Source organism: Nonomuraea sp. AD125B, assembly GCF_041402765.1.
GTDB lineage: Bacteria > Actinomycetota > Actinomycetes > Streptosporangiales > Streptosporangiaceae > Nonomuraea > Nonomuraea bangladeshensis.
In genome coordinates, this window is sequence record NZ_JBGLOU010000001.1 from 35,402 (window position 1) to 58,883 (window position 23,482).

The 23,482-nt window shown below is 71.9% G+C and carries 21 protein-coding genes; 10 read left to right on the plus strand and 11 right to left on the minus strand.

Annotated elements, in window-relative coordinates; all coding sequences use genetic code 11:
- Positions 1–681 (minus strand): hypothetical protein (locus ACBR40_RS00160; RefSeq protein ID WP_371246941.1); only part of this gene is annotated, 681 nt, incomplete at its 3' end.
- Positions 682–896: 215 nt separating this feature from the next.
- Here ACBR40_RS00160 and gap point away from each other — a divergent pair.
- The 5 genes from gap to ACBR40_RS00185 all read left to right on the plus strand — a co-directional run bounded on the left by gap (position 897) and on the right by ACBR40_RS00185 (position 4,709).
- A complete protein-coding gene (gap, locus tag ACBR40_RS00165) occupies positions 897–1,901 on the plus strand; it encodes a type I glyceraldehyde-3-phosphate dehydrogenase (RefSeq protein WP_344215818.1) in 1,005 nt (334 codons plus the stop codon).
- A gap of 88 nt (positions 1,902–1,989) precedes the next feature.
- Complete coding sequence (gene pgk / locus ACBR40_RS00170; RefSeq protein ID WP_364453115.1) at positions 1,990–3,177, plus strand: phosphoglycerate kinase; 1,188 nt, start codon at positions 1,990–1,992, stop codon at positions 3,175–3,177.
- Positions 3,178–3,960, plus strand: a complete 783-nt coding sequence (tpiA, locus tag ACBR40_RS00175) for a triose-phosphate isomerase (protein ID WP_091087234.1) — start codon at positions 3,178–3,180, stop codon at positions 3,958–3,960.
- Between the two features lie 99 nt (positions 3,961–4,059).
- Positions 4,060–4,290: a preprotein translocase subunit SecG gene (gene secG, locus ACBR40_RS00180; RefSeq protein WP_020544771.1), complete on the plus strand. Its 231-nt coding sequence runs from the start codon at positions 4,060–4,062 to the stop codon at positions 4,288–4,290.
- Between the two features lie 74 nt (positions 4,291–4,364).
- Positions 4,365–4,709: an RNA polymerase-binding protein RbpA gene (locus ACBR40_RS00185; RefSeq protein WP_084685755.1), complete on the plus strand. Its 345-nt coding sequence runs from the start codon at positions 4,365–4,367 to the stop codon at positions 4,707–4,709.
- Between the two features lie 60 nt (positions 4,710–4,769).
- On the opposite strand, the gene ACBR40_RS00190 is transcribed toward ACBR40_RS00185, so the two are convergent.
- Together ACBR40_RS00190 and ACBR40_RS00195 are read right to left on the minus strand one after the other, a co-directional pair.
- A complete protein-coding gene (locus ACBR40_RS00190) occupies positions 4,770–6,371 on the minus strand; it encodes an amidohydrolase (RefSeq protein ID WP_344215811.1) in 1,602 nt (533 codons plus the stop codon).
- Between the two features lie 26 nt (positions 6,372–6,397).
- On the minus strand, positions 6,398–7,774 hold the full coding sequence (locus ACBR40_RS00195) for an FAD-dependent oxidoreductase (protein WP_344215809.1): 1,377 nt from the start codon (positions 7,772–7,774) through the stop codon (positions 6,398–6,400).
- A gap of 456 nt (positions 7,775–8,230) precedes the next feature.
- Here ACBR40_RS00195 and ACBR40_RS00200 point away from each other — a divergent pair, with 456 nt between their 5' ends.
- Positions 8,231–9,253 (plus strand): GNAT family N-acetyltransferase, encoded by a 1,023-nt coding sequence (locus ACBR40_RS00200; protein ID WP_371246942.1) that lies wholly within the window; start codon positions 8,231–8,233, stop codon positions 9,251–9,253.
- A gap of 7 nt (positions 9,254–9,260) precedes the next feature.
- On the opposite strand, the gene ACBR40_RS00205 is transcribed toward ACBR40_RS00200, so the two are convergent.
- Entirely contained in the window at positions 9,261–9,875 is a 615-nt protein-coding gene (locus ACBR40_RS00205) for a Clp protease N-terminal domain-containing protein (RefSeq protein ID WP_371246943.1), read from the minus strand.
- A gap of 75 nt (positions 9,876–9,950) precedes the next feature.
- Between ACBR40_RS00205 and ACBR40_RS00210 the strand changes: the two genes are divergently transcribed.
- A complete protein-coding gene (locus ACBR40_RS00210) occupies positions 9,951–10,832 on the plus strand; it encodes a hypothetical protein (protein WP_371246944.1) in 882 nt (293 codons plus the stop codon).
- 82 nt (positions 10,833–10,914) lie between these two features.
- On the opposite strand, the gene ACBR40_RS00215 is transcribed toward ACBR40_RS00210, so the two are convergent.
- Complete coding sequence (locus tag ACBR40_RS00215; protein ID WP_371246945.1) at positions 10,915–11,658, minus strand: class I SAM-dependent methyltransferase; 744 nt, start codon at positions 11,656–11,658, stop codon at positions 10,915–10,917.
- A gap of 96 nt (positions 11,659–11,754) precedes the next feature.
- Between ACBR40_RS00215 and add the strand changes: the two genes are divergently transcribed.
- Entirely contained in the window at positions 11,755–12,855 is a 1,101-nt protein-coding gene (gene add / locus ACBR40_RS00220) for an adenosine deaminase (protein ID WP_371246946.1), read from the plus strand.
- A 7-nt stretch (positions 12,856–12,862) separates the two neighbouring features.
- Here add and pgl read toward each other — a convergent pair whose 3' ends face one another.
- From pgl to tkt, 6 genes are read right to left on the minus strand one after another with little or no spacing between them, the layout of a single operon-like run.
- Complete coding sequence (gene pgl / locus ACBR40_RS00225; protein WP_344215799.1) at positions 12,863–13,636, minus strand: 6-phosphogluconolactonase; 774 nt, start codon at positions 13,634–13,636, stop codon at positions 12,863–12,865.
- A 32-nt stretch (positions 13,637–13,668) separates the two neighbouring features.
- Positions 13,669–14,583 (minus strand): glucose-6-phosphate dehydrogenase assembly protein OpcA, encoded by a 915-nt coding sequence (locus ACBR40_RS00230; protein ID WP_364453093.1) that lies wholly within the window; start codon positions 14,581–14,583, stop codon positions 13,669–13,671.
- Positions 14,584–16,164: a glucose-6-phosphate dehydrogenase gene (zwf, locus tag ACBR40_RS00235; RefSeq protein WP_371247565.1), complete on the minus strand. Its 1,581-nt coding sequence runs from the start codon at positions 16,162–16,164 to the stop codon at positions 14,584–14,586.
- 22 nt (positions 16,165–16,186) lie between these two features.
- Positions 16,187–17,782: a glucose-6-phosphate isomerase gene (locus ACBR40_RS00240; RefSeq protein ID WP_371247566.1), complete on the minus strand. Its 1,596-nt coding sequence runs from the start codon at positions 17,780–17,782 to the stop codon at positions 16,187–16,189.
- Entirely contained in the window at positions 17,782–18,873 is a 1,092-nt protein-coding gene (gene tal / locus ACBR40_RS00245; protein WP_344215793.1) for a transaldolase, read from the minus strand. The genes ACBR40_RS00240 and tal overlap by 1 nt, the downstream gene beginning before the upstream one ends.
- A gap of 9 nt (positions 18,874–18,882) precedes the next feature.
- Entirely contained in the window at positions 18,883–20,976 is a 2,094-nt protein-coding gene (gene tkt, locus ACBR40_RS00250; protein WP_344215791.1) for a transketolase, read from the minus strand.
- 270 nt (positions 20,977–21,246) lie between these two features.
- Here tkt and ACBR40_RS00255 point away from each other — a divergent pair, with 270 nt between their 5' ends.
- Complete coding sequence (locus tag ACBR40_RS00255) at positions 21,247–22,191, plus strand: heme o synthase (protein WP_371246947.1); 945 nt, start codon at positions 21,247–21,249, stop codon at positions 22,189–22,191.
- Between the two features lie 99 nt (positions 22,192–22,290).
- Positions 22,291–23,478 (plus strand): PrsW family intramembrane metalloprotease, encoded by a 1,188-nt coding sequence (locus tag ACBR40_RS00260; RefSeq protein ID WP_344215787.1) that lies wholly within the window; start codon positions 22,291–22,293, stop codon positions 23,476–23,478.
- The last annotated feature ends 4 nt before the right edge of the window (positions 23,479–23,482 follow it).

Consider the following 23,482-nt stretch of genomic DNA (forward strand, 5'->3'; position numbering starts at 1 on the left):
GCCGATGACGATGCTGCTGTTGTCGGCGCTGCTGCTGCCGCCGATGCTGTCGTCGGTGTCGGTGTCGGTGTCGGTGTCGGTGTCGGTGTCGGTGTCGGTGTCGGTGTCGGTGTCGGTGTCGGTGGGGGGGGGGGGGGGGGGGGGGGGGGCGGGTTCGAAGGGGGCGCGGTACTCCGACTCCTCCTGGCTCTCCGCCTCGGACTCCGTCCGGCGCTGGGCGCGGCGGACGCCGAGCACGCGCACGGTGACCAGCAGGAGGGCGGCCAGCGCGGCGACGGCGAGGTAGAGCCAGGCGGCCCAGGTCTCCGCGATCGGGTCACGGTAGAGGTTGGGCGCGTACGGGAGGCCGGCGGTGAAGTTGTCCCATGTGATGTCCGACACCGTGACGTGTTCAGCGGGCGGGGTGCGGAGGGCGGCGCCGGTCATGATCGAGGAGCCGAGCACCTGCCCGGCGGCCATGGCGGCCCCGGCGTACAGCGCGGACACGGGGATCAGCGTCAGGGCGCGCGGGCGTGTCGCGCCGGCCCCCAGCGCGACCAGGAGCGCGACCAGCAGGGACGAGACCAGCGAGAGGGGGTGCCCGTTGCCGAACGACGTGACGCCGGCGGGCAGGCGGTTCTGGAACAGCACGGCCGCCCCCAGCGCGGCGGCGGCGACGAGCGCCGCCACCAGGCCCAGCACTAGTCCGGGAAGTAGACCCGACCGGTTATGTGACATCTCAGCCCCCAGAGAATGCACGAATTTACTCTAATGAGTCGGGCACTTTACTCGAAGGTCGCAAAAAGTGTGTGTAGCACCCGCATGCGCAGGGCGGGGGTCGCAGTGGTCTAAACCAATTTAGGTCCGATAGGCTTCGTGGCTGAGGTTTCAGCCCGCCATCTGTTCGAGGAGATCGCGTGAGCATCCGCGTAGGCGTCAACGGCTTCGGCCGCATCGGCCGCAACTTCTGGCGCGCTGTCGCCGCCAGCGGCAAGGACATCGAGATCGTCGCGGTCAACGACCTGACCGACAATGCGACGCTCGCCCACCTTCTGAAGTACGACAGCATCCTGGGCCGCCTGCCCTACGAGGTGAAGGCCACCAGCGACGAGATCACCGTCGACGGCAAGGCGATCAAGGTCTTCGAGGAGCGCGACCCGGCCAAGCTGCCCTGGGGCGACCTCGGCGTGGACGTCGTCCTCGAGTCCACCGGCCTGTTCACCGACGCCAACAAGGCCAGGGCGCACGCCGACAACGGCGCGAAGAAGGTCATCATCTCCGCTCCGGCGAAGAACGAGGACGTCACCATCGTCATGGGCGTCAACGACTCCTCCTACGACCCGGCCAAGCACACGATCGTCTCCAACGCGTCCTGCACCACCAACTGCCTGGCGCCGATGGCCAAGGTCATCCACGACACCTTCACCATCGAGAAGGGTCTGATGACCACCATCCACGCCTACACGCAGGACCAGAACCTGCAGGACGGCCCGCACAAGGACCTGCGCCGCGCCCGCGCCGCCGCCCTCAACGTGGTGCCCACCTCCACCGGCGCCGCCAAGGCCATCGGCCTGGTGCTGCCGGAGCTCAAGGGCAAGCTCGACGGCTTCGCGATGCGCGTGCCGATCCCCACCGGCTCGGCCACCGACCTCACCGTCGAGGTCGGCCGCGACGTCACGGTCGACGAGGTCAACGCCGCGGTCAAGGCCGCCGCCGACGGCCCGCTCAAGGGCATCCTCACCTACACCGAGGACCAGATCGTCTCCTCCGACATCGTCACCGACCCGGCCTCCTGCATCTTCGACGCCGGCCTCACCAAGGTCATCGGCAACCAGGTCAAGGTCGTCGGCTGGTACGACAACGAGTGGGGCTACTCCAACCGCCTCGTCGACCTGATCGAGCTGGTCGGCCGCGGTCTCTGACCCGGCTGACCCCGCCGGCCCCGGCCGGCCACGACCATGTGCCGGGGCGCGCGCCGCGCGCGCCCCGCGGGAACAGGAGCATGAGAGCATGCGCACGCTCGACGATCTCGACGTGAAGGGGCGGCGCGTGCTGGTGCGCGCCGACCTCAACGTCCCCCTCGACGGGGAGACGATCACCGACGACGGCCGCATCCGCGCGTCGGTGCCGACGATCAAGGCGCTGGCCGGCCGCGGCGCCAGGGTCGTGGTCTGCGCCCATCTGGGCAGGCCCAAGGGCCAGGTCAACCCGAAGTACTCCCTGCGTCCCGTCGCCGCCCGCCTGGGCGAGCTGCTGGGCCAGGACGTCGCCTTCGCCACCGACGTGGTGGGCGACAGCGCCCGCGCGACGGTCGAGGCGCTCCAGGACGGCCAGGTGGCGCTGCTGGAGAACCTGCGCTTCGAGCCGGGCGAGGACTCCAAGGACGACGCCGCGCGCGGCGCGTTCGCCGAGAAGCTGGCCGGCCTCGCCGAGCTCTACGTGGGCGACGGCTTCGGCGCGGTGCACCGCAAGCACGCCAGCGTCTACGACGTGCCGCGGATCCTGCCGCACGCGGCGGGCGGGCTGATCACGGCCGAGGTCGAGGTGCTGCGCAAGCTCACCGAGCAGCCCGAGCGCCCGTACGTCGTGGTGCTGGGCGGGGCCAAGGTCTCCGACAAGCTCGGCGTCATCGCCAACCTGCTCACCAAGGTCGACCGGCTGCTCATCGGCGGCGGCATGGCCTACACCTTCCTCAAGGCCCAGGGCCACGAGGTCGGGAAGTCGCTGCTCCAGGAGGACCAGCTCGACCAGGTGCGCGGCTTCCTCGCCGAGGCCGCCGAGCGCGGCGTGGAGCTCGTGCTGCCGGTCGACGTGCTGGCCGCCACCGAGTTCGCCGCCGACGCCGAGCACGAGGCGGTCGAGGCGACCGCGATCCCGGCCGACCGCGAGGGGCTCGACATCGGGCCGAAGACCCGCGAGCTGTTCGCCGCCAAGCTGGCCGACGCCAAGACCGTCTTCTGGAACGGCCCGATGGGCGTGTTCGAGTTCGACGCGTTCTCCGGCGGCACCAGGGCCGTGGCCGAGGCGCTCATCGCCTCCGGCGCCTTCACCGTGGTGGGCGGCGGCGACTCCGCGGCCGCCGTGCGCAGGCTCGGCCTCCCCGAGGACGGCTTCTCGCACATCTCCACAGGTGGCGGCGCCAGTCTCGAATATCTTGAGGGGAAGACCCTTCCCGGACTCGCCGCTCTGGAGGAGTAGGTGTCGCAGCGCAAGCCGCTCATGGCGGGCAACTGGAAGATGAACCTCAACCACCTTGAGGCCATCGCGCTGGTCCAGAAGCTGGCCTTCGCTCTCAACGACAAGGACTTCGACCGCACCGAGGTCGCCGTCCTGCCGCCGTTCACCGACCTGCGCAGCGTCCAGACCCTGGTCGACGGCGACAAGCTCAGGATCGTCTACGGCGCCCAGGACCTCTCCGCGCACGACGGCGGCGCCTACACCGGCGAGGTGTCCGGCCCCATGCTGGCCAAGCTGGGCTGCACCTACGTCGTCATCGGCCACTCAGAGCGGCGCCAGTACCACGGCGAGGACGACGACGTCGTCAACGCCAAGGTGCAGGCGGCCTACCGGCACTCGCTCACGCCCATCCTGTGCGTGGGGGAGGGCCTGGCGGTGCGCCAAGAGGGCGGTCACATCGCGCACAGTCTCGGCCAACTCGACGGCGCTCTGCGCAAGATCTCGGCCGAGCAGGCAAAATCGATAGTGGTGGCCTACGAACCGGTGTGGGCGATCGGCACCGGCGAGGTGGCCACCCCCGACGACGCCCAGGAGGTGTGCGGAGCATTGCGAATCAGACTCGCTGAGCTCTACGACGCCGAAGTGGCCTCGGCGGTCCGTATCCTTTACGGAGGATCGGTCAAGTCAGGAAATGTCGCAGGAATCATGGCGCAACCGGATGTCGATGGCGCGCTCGTGGGCGGTGCCAGCATCGACGCCGGGGAGTTCGCCAAGATCTGCCGATTCTCCGACATGCCTGGCTGACTGAGCCGTTCGGGGGGTGCGACTTGACAGTACGTCGTACCCTCAGAAGGCAAGTTTGAATCGTCACGCGTAACAGAGCATTGAAGGAACAGGCATACCGTGGAACTCGGAATCTCCATCGCCCTCATCCTGGCGAGCCTTCTCATGATCCTGCTCGTCCTGCTTCACAAGGGCAAGGGTGGTGGCCTGTCTGACATGTTCGGCGGCGGTTTCTCGTCGAACTTCGGCGGTTCCTCCGTGGTGGAGCGCAACCTCGACCGGCTGACCGTGATCACGGGCACCATCTGGTTCGTCTGCATCATCGCTCTCGGGCTGCTTGTGAAGCCCTGAGCAACAAGTTCAACGCGTGACAGTGATTCTCCCCCCGTGTTCGCGCGCGGGGCGATCGAGCGAGGAGTTCATCCGTGGGTAGTGGCAACGCGATCCGTGGCAGCCGAGTCGGCGCCGGCCCTATGGGGGAGGCCGAGCGCGGCGAGGCAGCTCCGAGAGTGCGGGTCTCGTTCTGGTGCGCCAACATGCACGAGACGCGCCCCAGTTTCGCCAGTGACGCGGCCGTCCCCGAGCTGTGGGACTGCCCCCGTTGCGGCCTCCCTGCCGGACAGGACGAGTCGAACCCCCCTGCCCCGCCGAGGAACGAGCCGTACAAGACGCACCTCGCTTACGTGAAGGAGCGCAGGAGCGACAAGGACGGCAAGGCGATCCTGGAGGAAGCACTGGAGCGCCTGCGCGCCAACAAGTCCCCCTGGTAAGACCGGCGTCACGACGAACCCCCGCCCGTGAGGGCGGGGGTTCGCGCGTGTCCGGGGCCCCTACTGGTGGACCGGCTCGCCGTCGACGAACGTCATCCGCACGCGGGTGGTCCAGATCTCCTCGGGCGGCAGCGCGAACGGGTCGCGGTCCAGCACCACCAGGTCCGCCGGGCGGCCGGGCTCGACCAGGCCGGCGGGGGAGCGGTTGATCCAGGCCGAGCCCGAGGTGTAGGCGGCCATCGCCGTGGCCAGGTCGAGCCGCTGGCCCGGCAGGAACGGCGTGCGCGCCGTCGGATAGCCCGCGTGCACCGAGCCGCCGGGCTCGGTGCGGTTGACCGCCACGTGCATGCCCTGGATCGGGTCGGCGTCCGACACCGGCCAGTCGCTGCCCGCGCACAGGCGGGTGCCGTGCTCCAGCAGGTCCTTGAAGGGGTACTGCCACGACGAGCGTGGCTCGCCCAGGTACGGCAGCGTCAGCTCGTCCATCTGGGCGTGATGGGTGGCCCACAGCGGCTGGAGGTTGGCCGTGACGCCGAGCGCCGCGAAGCGCGGCACGTCCGACGGCTCGATGATCTGCAGGTGCGCGATGTGGTGACGGTTGGCCGGGTCGGTGCCCTCGAAGCTGTCCAGCGCCTCGCGGACCGCGCGCTCGCCGATCGCGTGGAAGTGCACCTGGAAACCGAGCCGGTCCAGCTCGGCGACGTACTCGCGGAGCTTGGCGGGGTCCACGTACGACAGGCCGGTGCCGCCGCACAGGCAGTACGGCTCCAGCGTCGCGGCCGTGAAGTTCTCCGTGATGCCGTCCTGCATGATCTTGACCGAGCCGGCCCGGAACCGGTCCAGGCCCTCCGCCTCGGCCCGGCGCGCCACCAGCTCGTCGATCTGCTCCGCGCCGCGGGTCCTGTCCCACCACAGGGCACCCGCCACGCGGGCCCTGAGCCGTCCCTGGCGGGCCGCGGACAGGTAGGTGGGCAACTGGTCGTCGGAGCCCGCGTACGAGCCCACGATGGCGTCCTGCCAGCCCGTGACGCCCAGCGAGAACAGGTGCCGCTGGGCGTCGTCCAGCGCCGCGTCCAGGTCGCGCGGGGTGGGCCGCGGGGTGAGCAGGCCGACGAGGTCCATCGCGCCCTCGTGCAGGACGCCCGACGGGGTCCCGTCGGGGTCGCGCTCGATGCGGCCGTCGGCCGGGTCGGGGGTGTCCCTGGTGATGCCGGCGCGCTCCAGGGCCCGGCCGTTGACCCAGGCGGCGTGGTGGTCGCGCTGGATCAGGTAGACCGGCCGGTCCAGGTGGTCGAGCTGGGAACGGTGGGGGAGGCCGCCGGGGAAGGCGGACATGTCCCAGCCGCCGCCGTCGATCCACTCCTTGTCCGGGTGGCGGCGGGCGTAGGCGTCGATCGCGGCGAGGTAGGCGTCCAGGCCGTAGACCTCCGACAGGTCGCACTTCGCGCGCTCCAGGCCCGCCTGGACCGGGTGGATGTGGGCGTCGGTGAATCCCGGCGTCAGCAGGCCGCCGGCCAGGTCGACCGTCTCGTGCGACGGCGCGCGGCGGGCCAGCTCCCCCTCCGCGCCCACGGCGGCGATCCGGCCGCCGGACACCAGCACGGCCGTCTCCCGTACGCCGTCCGGCGTGAAGACGCGGCCGCCGCGGAAGAGGATGTCCATCTAGTCTCCTTCGTGATCTTTACGGTTCAGTGCCCTGTGATGAGGTCGGCGAAGCGGGCCAGGACCGAGGTGCGGGGCATCGTGCGCTCGCGCTCGTCGGCCACCCGGTACAGCCGGTACATCGCGTGCACGCCGATCCAGCGCAGCGGCTCGGGCTCCCACGCGCGGACCCTGCGGCCCACCCATGGCAGGGACGTGAGCTCGGTCTCCTCGCCGAGCACGAGGTCGCGCAGCGTCCGGCCGGCCAGGTTCGTGGTGGTGACGCCGTGGCCGGTGTAGCCGCCCGCCCAGCCGAGGCCGGTGGAGGGGTCCACGTGGACGGTCGAGCACCAGTCGCGCGGCACGCCGAGCACGCCCGACCAGGCGTGGGCGACCGAGGAGGAGCGGGCGGCGGGGAAGAACTCGGTCAGCAGGCTCCACAGCGCCTCGACCGTCCACTCGTGGGTGTGGCCGCGGGCGTCGATGCGGGAGCCGTACAGGTAGGGGCGGCCCCGGCCGCCGAAGGCGATGCGGTCGTCGGCGGTGCGCTGGGCGTACATGTAGTAGTGCGCCATGTCGCCGAGCAGCTCCGCGCCGCGCCAGCCGACCTCGTCCCAGAACGACTGCGGCAGGGGCTCGGTGACGATCATGGAGCTGTTCATCGGCAGCCACTGGCGGCGCAGGCCGCGCAGGCGGGAGGTGAAGCCCTCCGTGGCGCGGATGACGTGGCCGGCGGTCACGGTGCCGTACGGGGTGACCGCGCGGTGCGGGACGATCTCGGTGACCGGCGTGCGCTCGTAGATGGGCACGCCGAGGTCCCTGACCACCCTGGCCAGGCCCTGGGCGAGCTTGGCGGGCTGGATGCGGGCGCAGTGCGGGCTCCACGAGCCCTCGACGGCGCCGGCGACCCGCAGGTGGTCGTCGGGGTTCACCAGGCGCAGGTCGTCCTCGCCGATGCCCCAGGGGCGGGCCGACTCGACGCTCTCGCGCAGCCGGGAGGCCTGGGCGGGCGTGCGGGCCACGTTCAGCACGCCGCCCTTGACCAGGTCGCAGTCGATGCCCTCCTTCTCGCAGACGGCGATGACCTCGTCGATGGAGGTGTACATCTCGCGCTGCAGGCGGCGGGCGCCCTCGCCGTAGCGTTCGTGGGAGCCGGCCAGGTCGCCGGTCAGCCAGCCGCCGTTGCGGCCGGAGGCGCCGAAGCCGGCGAACTCCTGCTCCAGCACGACCACGCGGAGGGACGGGCGGGCGCGTTTGAGATAGTACGCGGTCCACAGGCCCGTGTAGCCGGCGCCGACGATCGCCACGTCGGCATCGAGATCGCCGTCGAGACGGGGGCCGGGGGCGGGGACGCCCATGGACCGGTACCAGAAGGACACGTCGCCGTTCACGAACTCGGACGACAAGGGAACACGCACGCTCATGCCCCCTTATCCTGCTATATCCGGACACTGTGCCGCATCTCGCAACGAAATTCGTGATGGATCCTCAACGAGCCTGAGGTGCCCGAGAAGGCACTCCAGGTAGCCGGGGTCTGATGGGGTGGCTGGGTCAGGCGGGGCCGGGTCGGCTGAGGCTGGGTCGGGCGGGGCCGGGTCGGGCGGGGCCGGGTCGGACGGGGCCGGGTCGGACGGGGCCGAGTCGGGTGAGGCGGGGTCGCCGCCTCCGACGCGGGCCGCCCCACCGAGAGGGTCCCACCGAAGGGTCCCACCGAAGGGTCCCACCGAAGGGTCCCACCGAGAGGGTCCCACCGCGAGTTGGTCGGCGCGAGGGGTTTGGCGGAAGCCCCGCGCTGGGGGCCTTATCGGGATAAATGGGCTCATTTCGCGATGAAACACGTCGTTAGCGGACGTGTAACACCGTCAAGGCATGCTCAACGCATGGGATTCTTGCGCATCCGCACCACGGTGGACGAGCGGCCCGGGCGGCTGGCCTCCCTCGCCTCGGCCCTGGCCGAGAGGGGCGGCAACATTCTCGGACTCAGCGTCCAGTCGGACACCGGCGGCACCGTTGACGAGTTCGTCGCCGACATCCCCGCCGGCCCCGAGGCCGTGCGCGAGGCTCTTGAGGCAGCCGGCGGCCGTGAGGTGCAGGTGGTCCCGGCCACGGCCCACGAGCTGACCGACGAGCCCACCCGCGTGCTCCTGCTGGCCTCCCGGCTGCGTACGATGCCGTGGCGGCTCCCCGAGCTGCTCGCGGAGCTGCTGCGCGCCGACGACGCCCGCTGGATCTATGGTGAAGCCGTGAGTGATCTTCCAGACCCGACCAGGCTCGTCGTGCCCGTCGCCGCCAAGCGCGCGGTCCGGCTGCGCCGCGCCGAGCTCCCGTTCACGCTGACCGAGGCCGCCAGGGCCGCCGCCCTCGCCCGGCTCGCCCAGCCCGCCGCCGACCAGATGGGCGCCGAACGCGGGGTCAAGCTGTCCGACGGCGTCGAGGTCACGGTGCGCCCGCTCACCTCCATCTACCGCGAGGCCGTACGCGACCTGCACGACAGGTGCTCGCCGGAGTCGCGCAGGTTCCGCTACTTCACCGCCATGCCCACGCTGCCGCCCCAGATGTTCGACCGGCTGTGCGACAAGAACCGAGGGCACTCGCTGGTCGCGGGGCACGACGGGCAGGTCGTGGCGATGGCCAACCTGATGTTCACGCCGGACCCCGGCATCGCCGAGATGGCCTTCCTCGTCGAGGACCGCTGGCAGGGGCGCGGTCTGGGCGTGGCCATGGCGCGGATGCTGGTGCGCGCGGCCCGCGACCTGGGGTACGCCGAGGTCAGGGCGACCATGCTGTCCGACAACACGCGGATGCGCCGGCTGCTGGTGTCGCTGGGCGCCACGCTCGGCTACACCGAGGACCCCGGCGTGGTGGAGGCGCGGCTGCCGGTCGGCGCGATGGCGGCGGTCTGACAGCGGGTCAGCCGACGCCCTCCTCGCCCTCGACCCCGCCCTCGCCCGCGCGCTCGTCCGGGGTGCCGGCGCGCGGGTGGATGCCGAGGTGGCGTTCGATGCGCTCCAGGCTCTCCTGGATCTGGGCGAGCCGTTCGTTCAGCGAGCCGGTGCCGGCGAAGAACATCTCCGAAGCGCGCTCCCTGGAGCCCCGCCCGACGCGGTCGAGCAGGCGCTGGCGCAGCCCGGCCAGGTCCGCGCCGGCGTCCACGAGTGCCTGGGCGGCCAGGCCCTCGCCCTCCCTGATCAGCCCGAGCAGGATGTGCTCGGTCCCGATGTAGTTGTGGCGCAGCTGCAGCGCCTCGCGCAGCGACAGCTCCAGCACCTTCTTGGCGCCTGGGGTGAACGGGATGTGCCCGCTCGGCGGCCTGCCGTCGTGCTCCGTCTCGCGCTCGACGAACGCGCGTACGCGGTCCTGCTCCACCCCGCTGCTCTCCAGGACCAGCGCGGCCAGTCCCTCGCCCTCGGCGATGAGGCCCAGCAGGATGTGTTCCGTGCCGATGTAGCCGTGGTTCATCGTCCGCGCCTCCTCCTGAGCGAGGACGACGACCCTGCGCGCTCGGTCGGTGAAGCGTTCGAACACCGGGGGCCTCCGTTCGGCTGGGGGGCTGCCTCCACTATGCGCTAGAAAACCCGCCGTGTGGGGTATTTGTCCTGTGTGGATCTTGACGAGGTGGCGGACCGCCTGTACGCGCTCCCGCCGCCGGAGTTCACCGCCGCGCGTACGGCCGAAGCCCGCGCGGCCAAGGACGCGGGCGAGGCCCGGCTCGCCCGCGAGATAGCGAAGCTGCGCAAGCCCACGGTGTCGGCGGCGGCCGTCAACCGGGTCGCCCGCGAGCACCCCGGCGAGGTGGCCGAGCTCCTGGAGGTGGGGGAGCGGCTGCGCGCCGCCTGGCAGGAGCAGGACCCCGACGCGCTCGCCGAGCTGATCCGGCGCCGCGGCGAGGTCACCGGCCGCCTCGGCCGGCTGGTGAGGCAGGAAAGCGAGCTGTCGGCCTCCGGCGCCGCCGAGGTGGAGCAGACCCTGGACGCCGCCGTCGTGGACGCGGACGCCGCCGAGCAGGTACGCCGAGGCCGGCTCGCCAGGCCCCTCGCCTACAGCGGCTTCGCCCCCGCGCCCACGCCCCGTGAACGGCCGGCCAAGAAGACGCGGCCGGAGCCCGGTCCGGGTGCGCCGGCGGGCGGGAAGAAGAAGCCCGCGCCCGAGCCGGGTCGGCGGGCGGGCGGGAAGAGGAGAGCCGCGCCCGAGGACGAGGCCGCCGCGGCTCGCGCCCGTGAGGAGGAAGAGGCCGCCGCGGCCCGTGCCCGCGAGGAGGAAGAGGCCAGGAAGGCCAGGGAGCGGGCCGAGGCGGAGGCCGCGCACCGGGAGTGGCAGGAGGCCCTGGAGAGCGCCCAGCGGGACTTCGACGACCGCGCGGCCAAGGTCGAACGGCTGGAGCGCAAGCTCGCCAAGGCCCGCCGCAGGCTGGACGACAGCGAGCACCGGCTGGAGGTCGCGCGACGGGAGGAGCGCCACGCCCGTCGCCGGCTGGATCAGTGAGCCCGCGGCTCAAGGTCGGCGGGCGCGGACCGGGAAGCCGTCGCGCGTGCGTGCGTGGCGGCTGCGTCGATGAGCTCGCGGCTCAGGGACGGCGGGCGTGGGCGATGTGGGCGCGGACCGGGAAGCCGTCACGCGCGTACGGCGCCGCCAGCCGCTCGTAGTGCGCCCGGACCCGGCCGGCCACCTCCGGCGGCTGCCGCCCGATCGCTCCGAACCTGGCCCCGCCCGCCCCCACGACGTCCGTCCACCAGGCGTCGAGGTCCACCCGGTGCCGCCAGCGCACGCTCTCCACCTCCGCGCCCGCGAACCCCGTCTCCGCCAGCAGCGCCGCGAACCATTCTGGGCCGGCGTCGGCGGCGAAGGGCCGGGGAGGCGCCTCGGACGAAAGGCCTGCCGCCTCCATGGCGTCGGCGAGGACGGCGGTGGCGGTCATCTCCCCGGCCGCCCACCAGCTCAGGGCGAGCGTCCCGCCGGGACGCAGCACGCGGCGCAGCTCGCGCAGCGCCGCGCCGGTGTCGGGCACGTGGTTGATGACGAAATTCCCCGCGACGGCGTCGAACTCCCCGTCGCCGAACGGCAGCTCGGGCAGCGTGGCCCGCCGGACGGCCGCGCCGGGGAAGCGTCGCGCGGTCAGCTCCACCATGGCCGGGTCGGCGTCGACGGCGGTCACCACGGCCCCCAGGGCGAGCGCCGCCTCCGTGACCACCCCGCTGCCGCAGCCCACGTCGAGCAGCCGCCGCGCGCTCCGGGAGCGGGCGAGAAGGGGCGCGACGGCGTGCCGGCTCAGCCGGGCGAACCCGCGGTCGTAGGCGTCGGCGTTCACCACGCCCTCACCCTAGCCCAGCAGAAAACTCACATATCTACGTCAGATTCGCCTGATTTCCCTACCCTGACGCGAATCGCCGCGCTTAAGGTCATCGCCATGACCACGACAGAGACCACTCCCGGCCCCGCGCTCGACGCGTTCATCGCCGCGCTCCCCAAGGTCGAGCTGCACGTCCACCTGGTCGGCTCCGCCTCGGTGCCCACTGTCCTGGAGCTGGCCCGCCGCCACACCGGCGCCACCGAGGTCCCGCGCGAGGAGGAGGAGCTGCGCCGCTTCTACACCTTCCGCGACTTCCCGCACTTCGCCCGCGTCTACGGGGCGGTCAACCAGCTCGTCCGCGAGCCGGAGGACATCGCCACGCTCGTGCTCGGGCTGGCCCGCGACCTCGCCCCCCAGGGCGGCCGGTACGCGGAGCTGCAGGTCACCCCGTACGCCCACCACGTCGTCGGCCTCCCGATGCGCGCGGTCACCGAGGCGCTGGACCTCGCCGCCCGCCGCGCCGCCGCCGAGCACGGCGTGGAGATCGCCTACATCTTCGACATCCCCGGCGAGTACGGCGAGGAGGCCGCCAGGGTCACCCTCGACCACGCCCTCCAGGAACCTCCCGCCGCCTTGGTAGGTTTCGGCATCGGCGGCATCGAGCAGGAACGTCCCAAGTACCGCGACGCCTACCGGAACGCGTTCACCGCCGCCCGCGCCGCCGGGCTGCACAGCGTCCCGCACGGCGGCGAGATGAGCGGGCCCGAGACGATCTGGGAGGTCATCGAGGGCTACGGCGCCGAGCGGATCGGCCACGGCATCAACTGCCTCGCCGACCCCCGCCTGGTGGCGCACCTGCGCGAGACCCGGCTGCCGCTGGACGTCTGCCCCACCTCCAACCTCCGCACCGGGCAGATCGCCCGCATCGAGGACCATCCGCTGCCCCGGATGCTGGAGGAAGGGCTGTACGTGACGCTGAACAGCGACGACCCGCCGATGTTCGCGACCACGCTGGCCGAGGAGTATCAGGTCGCCGCCCGGGTGTTCGGCCTCGGCCGCGCCGAGCTGGCGGAGCTGGCGGCGAACGGGGTGCGGGCGTCGTACCTGGCGGAGGAGCGCAAGCGGGCGCTCCTCGCCGAGATCGACGCGCTGACCGGCCCTACGGAGGGCCCAATGGATGGCCCGATGGATGGCCCAATGGATGGTAGGGCCGGCTGAGCGCGCGTCAGGGGGAGGCCAGGCGGCCCAGCCCCGGCGGGATCTTCCCGGCCGCCGCCCGGTCGAGCAGGAACAGCGTCCGCTGCCGCCCGCGCGCCCCGGCCGCCGGGACCTGGACGGGCCCGGACTCCGACAGGGCCAGGTGGACCGCCCCGGCCTTCTCCTCGCCGGCCGCGACCACCCACACCTCGCGGGCCGCCTGGATGGCCGGCAGCGTCAGCGAGATCCGGGTGGGCGGGGGCTTGGGCGAGCCGTGCACGGCCACCACGGGGCGGGTGTCGTACAGGGCGGGCAGGCCGGGGAACAGCGACGCCACGTGCGCGTCGGGCCCCATGCCGAGCAGCATCACGTCGAACCCGGGCACCGGCCCGTGGTCCTCCGGCCGGGCGGCGGCGCGCAGCTCGGCGGCGTAGGACTCGGCGGACTCCTCCGCCGTCATGCCCGAGTCGGGGCCGCGCATCACGTGCACCCGCGCGGGGTCCACGTCCACGTGGTCGAGCAGGGCCTCGCGGGCGCCGGTCTCGTTGCGCTCCTTGTCGCCCGACGGCAGGAAGCGCTCGTCGCCCCACCAGATGTCCAGCCGCCGCCAGTCGACCGCGTCGCGGGCCGGCGTGGCGGCGATCGCGGCCAGCGTGGCGATGCCCACCGTCCCGCCGGTGAGCACCAGCGAGGCCGAGCCCTTGGCCGACTGCGCGTCGACCAGGCGGGTGATGATCCGCGCCGCCACCGCTTTGGCCAGGACGTCGGCGTTGCGGTGGACGACGATGGCGGGGGCGCTCACAGACGCCTGTCTCGTGGTCACGGTCTCTCGTGTCATCCCTTGTACGTCCGCGCGAACCGCTTGACCGCGGCCTCGTAGATCTCGTCGCTGTCCAGCCTGCGCAGCTCCTCGGACATCAGCTCCGAGGTGGTGCGCCGGGCCAGGGCGACGTTCCTGTCGGGCTGGCCGGGACGGGAGAGCGTGGCCAGGCGGGCGTCGGCGCGCACCACGGCCAGCTCGCCGTCGCCGGTCTGCAGCCGCACCGCGGTCAGCCCCGGCCCGTCGGAGTCGGTCACCTTGATCGTCGCGCCCAGCCGCTCCGACAGCCACGCGGCCAGCAGCGGCGCGCTCGGGTGCCCGGCCGCGGCCTCCACCACGCCCTTGCGCACCTTGGCCACCGGCTGGTCGAACGCCGCCGCCAGCAGGCTCCGCCACGGCGTCAGCCGGGCCCACGACAGGTCGGTGTCGCCGGGGGCGTACCCCCTGGCCCGGGTCACCAGCGACTGCACGCCGCCGCCGTCGAAGCCCTTGGCGTCGGTGATGCGGCGCTGCGCCAGCGCGCCGATCGGGTCCTTGGAGGGCGACTCGGGCGCCCTGCCCGGCCACCACACCACCACCGGCGTGTCCGGCAGCAGCAGCGGGCTGACCACCGAGTCGGCGTGGTGGGTCAGCTCACCGTACAGGCGCAGCACGACCACCTCGCCCGGGGTGTTCTCGCCGATGCGCAGCTCGGCGTCGAGCCTGATCGGCTCGTCCGGCTCGCGGGTGATGAGCACGATGATGCGCGAGGGGTGCTCGCGGGCCGCCTCGGTGGCGGCGCGCAGCGCGTCGTACTGGTGCCGCTCCTCGCAGACCACCACCAGCGTCAGCACCATGCCGATGGCGGGGGCGCCCATCTGGTGGCGCAGATGCGTGAACTGCGCGGAGATCTTGCCCGCCGTCGTGTCCGACAGCATGAACGTCGTCATCTAGAGTCTCCTCCACACCCGGCCGTCACGGGCCATCATCGCGTCGGCCGACTGAGGGCCCCACGAGCCCGACTCGTAGGGCTCGGGCTGGCCCTGCGTGGCCCAGAACTCCTCGATCGGGTCGAGGATCGTCCAGGACAGCTCCACCTCCCGCTGGTGCGGGAACAGCGGCGGGTCGCCGATCATCACGTCGAGCAGCAGCCGTTCGTACGCCTCCGGCGACGACTCCAGGAACGACTCGCCGTAGGCGAAGTCCATGGACACGTCGCGCACCTCCATGGCCGTCCCCGGCACCTTGGAGCCGAAGCGGACCGTGATGCCCTCGTCCGGCTGGACCCGTACGACGAGGGCGTTCTGGCCGAGGATCTCGGTGTCGGTCTTGCTGAACGGCAGGTGCGGCGCGCGCTGGAACACCACGGCGACCTCGGTCACCCGGCGGCCCAGCCGCTTGCCGGTGCGCAGGTAGAACGGCACCCCCGCCCAGCGCCTGTTGGCGATCTCCAGCTTGATCGCGGCGTAGGTCTCGGTGGTCGACTCGGCGGAGATGCCCTCCTCCTGCAGGTAGCCGACGACCTTCTGGCCGCCCTGCCAGCCCGCGGAGTACTGGCCGCGCGCGGTGTAGGCCTTGAGGTCGGCGGGCAGCCGCACCGCCCGCAGCACCTTCTCCTTCTCCCTGCGCAGGGCGGAGGCGTCGAACGAGGTCGGGTCCTCCATCGCCACCAGCGCGAGGAGCTGGAGCAGGTGGTTCTGGATCACGTCGCGGGCCGCGCCGATGCCGTCGTAGTAGCCGGCGCGCCCGCCGATGCCGATGTCCTCGGCCATCGTGATCTGCACGTGGTCGACGAAGCCGCGGTTCCAGATCGGCTCGTAGAGGTTGTTGGCGAACCTCAGCGCCATGATGTTCTGGACGGTCTCCTTGCCCAGGTAGTGGTCGATCCTGAAGATCGAGCTCTCCGGGAAGGCCGAGGTGGTGATCTCGTTCAGCTCGTGCGCCGACTGCAGGTCGTGCCCGAACGGCTTCTCGATGACCACCCGCCGCCACGACCCCTCGGGCGCGTCGGAGAGACCGGTCCGCTTGAGCTGCTCGACCACGACGGGAAAGAACTTGGGCGGAACCGACAGGTAGAAGGCGTAGTTGCCGCCGGTGCCGCGGGTCTGGTCGATCTCGTTCAGCGCCATCGCGAGGGCGTCGAAGGCGCCGTCGTCGGAGAACTCACCCGGGACGAAGTGGATGCCTTCGAGCAGCTGCTTCCAGACCTCCTCCCGGAACGGCGTCCGGGCGTGCGCCTTGACGGCGTCGTGCGTCAGCTGGGCGAAATCCTGGTCCTTCCAATCGCGCCGGGCGAAGCCGACCAGCGAGAAACCGGGCGGCAGCAGCCCCCGGTTGCCCAGGTCGTAGATCGCCGGCAACAGCTTGCGCTTGGCCAGGTCGCCCGTCACGCCGAACAACACCATCACGCAGGGCCCCGCCACCCGCGGCAGCCGCTTGTCGCGGGGGTCGCGCAGCGGGTTGGCGGCGGCGGCCTCGATCGTGGTGGCGGTGCCCGCGACGGCCGCCGCCACGGTCACGGACTCCTCCATGGGTGCTGCAGGCTCTGTCATCTCAAACCTCCTGTGCGGCTGCGAGCAGGTGCGCGACACCCGCCGCGCGGTCGGTCAAATGCAGGCGTACGGCGGGCCGCCCCCGCGTCTCCAGCGCCTCCAGGTCGCCGAGTGCCTGGGCGAGCTGAAGGCGGCCCAGCGTGGTGCGGGACCGGCCGGGAACCGCGACGTCGTCGGCCACTGCCCCGGTGATCTGCAGGAACACCCCGTTCCTGGGCCCGCCCTTGTGATACTGCCCCGCGCCGTGCAGGTAGCGCGGCCCCCACCCGAACGTCACCGGACGGTCGGTACGCAGCGCCAGCAGCGCCCGCAGCGTGGCCGGGTCGGCCATCATCCAGGCGTCGGTCATCTGCTCGAAGTCGGCGCCTTCCAGCACCGGAGCGTCGAAGGCCGCCAGGCGGTCGAGGTAGGCCGTCACCGCCAGGTAGCCGTCTGGGGGGACGGCGTGCAGCAGCTCGGCGAACAGGCCCCGCAGGTCCTTGGCGCCGGTCGCGCCGTACACCTCGACCGGGCCGTCCGTCAGCGCGAGCGCACCGGTGGGCAGGTCGGGCAGGGTGAGCAGGGCGGCGGCCTGGCGTTCCTGCTCGGCCGTCTCGGGCCGGTCGTCGGGGTCCACGCCCAGCAGCAGCGCGGCCACGGCGGTGGCGTACTCCCAGACCAGGAACTGCGCGCCGAGCCGCCCGTCCACGCGGACGTCGCCGAGGTCGGTGTCGAGGCCGACGACCAGCTCGTCCGCGGCGGGCAGCGGGTCGGCGCCGACGACCGGCAGGATGCCGCGGCCCTGCTTGCCGGTCGCCGCGGTGACGAGCGCCTCGACCCAGTCGGGCAGTCCGGCGATGGGGGAGAGCCGGTCCTCCAGCAGCAGCTTGTCGCGCCCGGCGAGCGCCGCGCCGCCGAGCGCCGCGCCGAGGTCGAGGCCGGGGTTGCCGACGTCGCGCGACAGCAGGGGGGCCACCTCCTCGGCGTCGTCGAGCAGCCGGGCCACGTCGGCGCCCGCCAGCGCGGCCGGCAGCAGCGTGGCGGCCGACAGCGCGCCGCCCTCGCCGGCCGGCACGACGGCGTAGCCGCGCTCGCGGGCGTGCTCGGCCAGCGGCGTGCCGGGGTTCGCCACCGCCACCACGCGCCCGGCGGGCGCGAGGCCCGCCCGTTCGAACAGCTCCTCGTACAGGCGCAGGCAGGCGTCGCCCTCGGCGGTATCAGCGGCGGCGACCACCACCGTGGACTCCGGGCGGTCGGCCAGCGCCCGGCGCACCTGGCCGGGGTCGGCGGTGTCGAGCACGGTGAGCGGCACGTCGGCCGTGTCGCAGATCGCCTCGGCGGCCGGCGCGGCGCAGCCCGCGGCGATCAGCACGACATGCGGCCCCTCCCCGCCGGGCTCGACGGCGGCGCGCAGCCGCGCCGACACCGCGTCCAGCTCGGCGAGCAGCTCGCGGGGGACGCGGAAGGGCCGCCCGCCCTCCGTCTCCCCCTCGGCGTCCTCGTCCCACAGCGTGGGGTCGCCGGCGGCGAGCCGGGCCGGCACGCCGTCGGCGACGAGGCGCCCCGCGACGGAGGAGGCGGCCTCGGCCACCCCCTCCTCGCGGTAGTGCACCTCCATCACGGAACCAGGTTCTTGCTGACGCTCTCCAGAAGCTCGTTCCAGGACGCCTCGAACTTCTGCACGCCCTCCTCCTCCAGCAGGCGCACCACGTCGTCGTAGTCGACGCCGGCGTCCTTGAGCGCGGCCATGGTGTTCCAGGCCTGCTCGTAGAAGGGGCGGACGGTGTCACCGGTGATGTCGGCGTGGTCGGCGCTCGCGTCGAGCGTCTTCTCCGGCATCGTGTTGACGGTGCCGGGGGCGACCAGCTGGTCCACGTAGAGCGTGTCGCTGTAGTCGGGGTTCTTGACGCCGGTCGAGGCCCACAGCGGGCGCTGCGGGCGGGCGCCGGCCGAGCGCAGGCGCTGCCAGCGCTCGGAGTTCATGACCTCTTCGTACGCCGCGTACGCCAGCCGCGCGTTGGCCACGCCCGCCTTGCCCTTCAGCTCCGGCTTGCCGAGCTGGTCGAGGCGCTTGTCGATCTCGCTGTCGACGCGGCTGACGAAGAACGAAGCCACCGACTCGATGGAGGCCAGGTCGAGACCCTTGGCCTGCGCGGCCTCCAGGCCGGCCAGCCAGGCGTCCATGACCTTGCGGTAGCGCTCCAGCGAGAAGATCAGCGTGACGTTGACGCTGATGCCCTCGGAGATCGCCTGGGTGATCGCCGGCAGGCCCGCCATGGTCGCCGGGATCTTGATCATGAGGTTGGGCCGGTCGACCATCCACCACAGGGCGCGGGCCTCGGCCACCGTCTTGTCGCTCTCGTGCGCCAGGCGCGGGTCGACCTCCAGCGACACCCGGCCGTCCACGCCGCCGGTGGCGTCGAAGACCGGGCGCAGGACGTCGGCCGCCCAGCGGATGTCGTAGGTCGTGATCGCGCGCACCGCCTCCTCGACGGTGACGCCGCGCACGGCCAGGTCGTGCAGCTGCGCGTCGTAGGCGTCGCCCTTGCTGAGCGCGCCCGCGAAGATCGTCGGGTTGGACGTGACCCCGACGACGTTCTTCTCGCGGATCAGCTGCTCCAGATTGCCGCTGCGCAGGCGCTCACGGCTGATGTCGTCGAGCCAGATGGCAACGCCCTGGCCGGACAGCTTGTTGAGGATCTCGCTCATCGTCTTGTCTCAGTTTCCCGTCGTCTCGCCCTTGTCCTGACCCAGCTTCGCCAGGCTCGCCCTGGCCGCCGCCGCGACGCGCTCCGCCGTCAGCCCGAACTGCTCGTACAGAGTCTTGTACGGGGCCGACGCGCCGAAGTGTTCGAGGCTGACCACCTCGCCGCACTCGCCGACGTACTCGTGCCAGCCGAGGGCGATGCCGGCCTCGACCGCGACCCGAGCCTTGATCGACGACGGCAGGACGGTCTGCCTGTAGGCGGAATCCTGCCCGTTGAACCACTCGACACACGGCATGGACACCACTCGCGTGGGAATGCCCTGCTCCTCCAGCAGCTCGCGGCCGCGTACGGCCAGCTCGACCTCGCTGCCGGTGGCGATGAGGATCACCCGGGGCTGGCCGTCGGAGGCCTCGCGCAGGACGTAGCCGCCGCGGGCCACGCCGTCGGCGCTGGTGCCGTCGAAGACCGGCAGGTTCTGGCGGGTGAGCGCGAGGGCGGCGGGCCGGTCCTTGTGCTCCAGCACGGCCTTCCAGGCGTAGGCCGTCTCGTTGGCGTCGGCCGGGCGCACCACGTCGAGGCCGGGGATCGCGCGCAGCGACCACAGGTGCTCGATCGGCTGGTGGGTGGGGCCGTCCTCGCCGAGGCCGATGGAGTCGTGCGTCCAGATGTAGATGACCGGCAGCTTCATCAGCGCGGCCAGGCGCACCGACGGGCGCATGTAGTCGGAGAAGACCAGGAACGTGCCGCCGTAGGGGCGGGTGCCGCCGTGCAGCGCGATGCCGTTGAGAATGGCGCCCATCGCGTGCTCGCGGATGCCGAAGTGCAGCGTGCGGCCGTAGCGGTTCCCGGGGAACTCCTTGGTCTGGTATTCCTCCGGGATGAAGGACGGCTCGCCCTTCATCGTGGTGTTGTTGGACTCGGCGAGGTCGGCCGAGCCGCCCCACAGCTCCGGCAGCACCGGCGCGAGCGCGCTGAGCACCTCGCCGCTGGCCTTGCGGGTGGCCATCGAGCCGCCCTGCTCGAACGACGGCAGCGCCGCGGCCCAGCCGGCCGGCAGCTCGCGGTGCGAGATCCGGTCGAGCTCGGCGGCGCGCTCGGCGTTGGCCAGCCGCCATTCGGCGTAACGCTTGTCCCACTCGGACCGGGTGGCGCGGCCGCGCTGGACCACCTCGCGGGCGTGCGCGAGCACCGCGTCCGGCACGTCGAAGGTCTTGGCCGGGTCCATGCCCAGCACCTGCTTGGTGGCGGCCACCTCGGCCTCGCCCAGCGCCGAGCCGTGGATCTTGCCGGTGTTGCGCTTGTTGGGCGCGGGCCAGCCGATGATCGTGCGCAGCCGGATGAACGACGGCCGGCCGGTCTCCGCCTTCGCCGCCTCCAGCGCGTCGTAGAGCGCCTGGACGTCCTCGTGGTAGTCGTCGCCCGAGGTCCAGTCGACGCTCTCGGTGTGCCAGCCGTAGGCCTCGTAGCGCTTGACGACGTCCTCGGACTTCGCGATCAGCGTGTCGTCCTCGATGGAGATGTGGTTGTCGTCCCACACCACGATGAGGTTGCCCAGCTTCTGGTGGCCGGCGATGGCGCTGGCCTCGTGGCTGATGCCCTCCTCGATGTCGCCGTCGCTGACGAAGCACCAGATGTGGTGGTCGAACGGCGAGGCGCCGGCCTCGGCGTCGGGGTCGAACAGGCCGCGCTCGCGCCGGGCCGCCATCGCCATGCCGACCGCGTTGCCGAGGCCCTGGCCCAGCGGGCCCGTCGTGGTCTCGACGCCGGCCGTGTGGCCGTGCTCGGGGTGGCCGGGGGTGAGGCTGTCCCACTGGCGCAGCCGGCGCAGGTCGTCCAGCGTGAGGCCGTAGCCGGAAAGGTAGAGCTGGATGTAGAGCGTCAGGCTGCTGTGGCCGCACGAAAGGACGAACCGGTCGCGACCCAGCCAGTTGGGGTCGGTCGGGTCGTGACGCATCACACGCTGGAACATCAGGTAGGCGGCGGGGGCCAGGCTCATGGCGGTGCCGGGATGACCCGAGCCCGCCTTCTCCACGGCGTCCATCGCCAGGGCTCGAACGACGTCGACCGCCTGGTCGTCCAGGTCGGTCCATTCAAGGGCTGGCACGAGTTCGCTGCTCAAGTGCTCGATCTCCGGATTCTCGATGTTTTGGCTGTGCCGGTTGGCTATCCCGCCCACAGGGACCCTAACCGAGTGGAGCAGGCGATCAATTCCAATCGACGCGTGCGTGTCCATGCATGGCGCAAAGCCCCCCATTGGCCGGACCGGCCGTCCCTGCGACTACAGTTTGTTTGTTCGCAGAGGCGTCACCGGCGCCCACCATGGATCCGCTCTAATCAGAGGTTACGCGTTGACCCCGCACAGGCTGGAAGCGCCTTGACGGTGCTCACCAACAGGCAGGCGACGGCCCGATCTCCGCAGGTGGAGGCGCCGCGCTCGATCGGCATGATCGTAAAGGCCTACATCGCGCTCACCAAACCGCGGATCATCGAGCTGCTGCTGATCACGACGCTGCCGGTGATGTTCCTCGCGGCCGGCGGCCTGCCGCCCCTGTGGACGTCGGTCGCCGTCATGGTGTTCGGCACCCTGTCGGCGGGCAGCGCCAACGCGCTCAACTGCTACGTCGACCGTGACATCGACCAGAAGATGCGCCGCACCCGCCGGCGCCCGCTCGCCCGGCACCAGGTGTCGCCGCGCGGCGCGCTGATCTTCGGGATCGTGCTCGGGATCGTGTCCACCGCCGGCCTGTGGGTCACCACCAACTGGCTGGCGGCGGTGCTCTCGCTCGCCGCGATCCTGTTCTACGTCCTGGTCTACTCGATGATCCTCAAGCGGCGCACGGCCCAGAACATCGTCTGGGGCGGCATCGCGGGCTGCATGCCGGTGATGATCGGCTGGGCGGGCATCACCGAGCGGCTCGACTGGGCCCCGCTGGTGCTCTTCGGCGTCGTGTTCTTCTGGACGCCGCCGCACACCTGGACCCTCGCCATGCGCTACAAGGAGGACTACGCGGCGGCCAAGGTGCCGATGCTGCCGGTGGTCGCCACCGAGCGGCGGGTCGTCCTGGAGTCCATCGCCTACACGTGGGCGACCGTGCTGTGCTCGCTGGCGCTCTGGCCGGTCGCGGGCACCACGCTGTTCTACCCGGCCGTGGCCGCCGTGCTGGGCGTCATGTGCCTGTGGGAGGTGCACCGCCTGCTGGCCAGGCTCAACGCCGGCAAGACGGGTGTCGACCTGCGGCCCATGCGTTTCTTCCACTGGTCCAACGCCTATCTGGCGCTGCTGTTCCTCGCCGTCGCCATCGACCCGCTGCTGGCCTGAGCCGGGCGTCGGGATCCGCGTGTCCGTACGGTGAGGAGTGGGTGTCCGGGGCGGCTCACCGGCACCGGCCCCGACACGCTGATCCGTTAAGGTCACCCTATGGCGAGCCGTGATCCACGCTGGGTGTTGAAGGACCGCCCGTCGACGACGTTGATCATCGGGCTGGTCCTGACCGGCATCTGCGCGCTGATCTCGTTCTCCTTCGACGTGCTCAACGGCGAGCCCGTGCAGTTCTTCATCGCGCTCGCGCTCGCCCTCGCGCCGGTCCCGCTGCTGCTCGCCGCCGTGCTCGCGCTCGACCGCATGGAGCCCGAGCCGCGCAGCAACCTCATCTTCGCCTTCGCCTGGGGCGCGGGCGTCGCGGTGCTGGTCGCCGGCGTGATCAACTCGCTCAACCTCCACTACTTCATGGACACCGTCAAGCTGTCGCAGGACAGCGCGCGCAACATCGCGGCCACCTTCGGCGCTCCCGTGGTCGAGGAGACGATGAAGGGCCTGGTGCTGCTGGGCCTGCTCAGGTTCCGCCGGGCCGAGCTCGACGGGCCCACCGACGGCGTCATCTACGCCAGCATGGTCGGCCTCGGCTTCGCCATGAGCGAGAACGTCAGCTACTACCTGGCGGCCCTGTCCACCTCGGGCGTCAAGGGCCTCGCGGTCACCGTGGTGCTGCGCGGCATCCTGTCGCCGCTGGCCCATCCGCTGTTCAGCTCGATGATCGGCGTGGCCGTGGCGTACGCCGCCCAGCGCGGCTCCGAGCGGGTGTTCCTCATCCTGGCCGGCTGGTCGGGGGCGATGATCCTGCACGGCCTGTGGAACGGCCTGGCCTCCTACGGCGGCTTCCCCGGTCTCGTGGTGGCCTATCTCACGCTGCTGGTGGTGCTGGTCGTGCTCATCGGCGTGGTGTTCCGCGACCGGCGGCGGATCGTGGCGCTGATCCAGCGCTACCTGCCGGCGTACGAGCCGACCAAGCTCGTCAACGAGGCCGACATCTTCATGCTGTCGGCCTTCTCCCGCCGCCGCCAGGCCCGGCAGTGGGCCAAGGCGTACGGCGGCAAGCGCGGGCTGCGCGCGATGGCCGACTACCAGCTCGCGGCCACCGAGCTGGGGCTGCTGCACGAGCGGGCGGCCCGTCACATGGTGGACGAGCAGACCTTCCACGAGGAGCAGCGGGCGCTGCTGGAGTGCATGAGCACCGCGCGCGGGCAGTTCCCCGTGCCGTCCGCGCACGCCCGCTCGGTCGCGGGCGGCACGCCCCCGCCCGGCTACGCGCCGGGCGCGCCCGGCTGACCGG

What these genes read in the sequence shown, in the direction of transcription:
- pgk (WP_364453115.1), top strand. Translation starts at nt 1,990, where the DNA reads ATGCGCACGCTCGACGATCTCGACGTGAAGGGGCGGCGCGTGCTGGTG.
- ACBR40_RS00190 (WP_344215811.1), bottom strand. Translation starts at nt 6,371, where the DNA reads ATGGACATCCTCTTCCGCGGCGGCCGCGTCTTCACGCCGGACGGCGTA.
- ACBR40_RS00195 (WP_344215809.1), bottom strand. Translation starts at nt 7,774, where the DNA reads ATGAGCGTGCGTGTTCCCTTGTCGTCCGAGTTCGTGAACGGCGACGTG.
- ACBR40_RS00200 (WP_371246942.1), top strand. Translation starts at nt 8,231, where the DNA reads ATGGGATTCTTGCGCATCCGCACCACGGTGGACGAGCGGCCCGGGCGG.
- add (WP_371246946.1), top strand. Translation starts at nt 11,755, where the DNA reads ATGACCACGACAGAGACCACTCCCGGCCCCGCGCTCGACGCGTTCATC.
- ACBR40_RS00230 (WP_364453093.1), bottom strand. Translation starts at nt 14,583, where the DNA reads ATGACGACGTTCATGCTGTCGGACACGACGGCGGGCAAGATCTCCGCG.
- zwf (WP_371247565.1), bottom strand. Translation starts at nt 16,164, where the DNA reads ATGGAGGAGTCCGTGACCGTGGCGGCGGCCGTCGCGGGCACCGCCACC.
- ACBR40_RS00240 (WP_371247566.1), bottom strand. Translation starts at nt 17,782, where the DNA reads ATGGAGGTGCACTACCGCGAGGAGGGGGTGGCCGAGGCCGCCTCCTCC.
- tal (WP_344215793.1), bottom strand. Translation starts at nt 18,873, where the DNA reads ATGAGCGAGATCCTCAACAAGCTGTCCGGCCAGGGCGTTGCCATCTGG.
- ACBR40_RS00260 (WP_344215787.1), top strand. Translation starts at nt 22,291, where the DNA reads ATGGCGAGCCGTGATCCACGCTGGGTGTTGAAGGACCGCCCGTCGACG.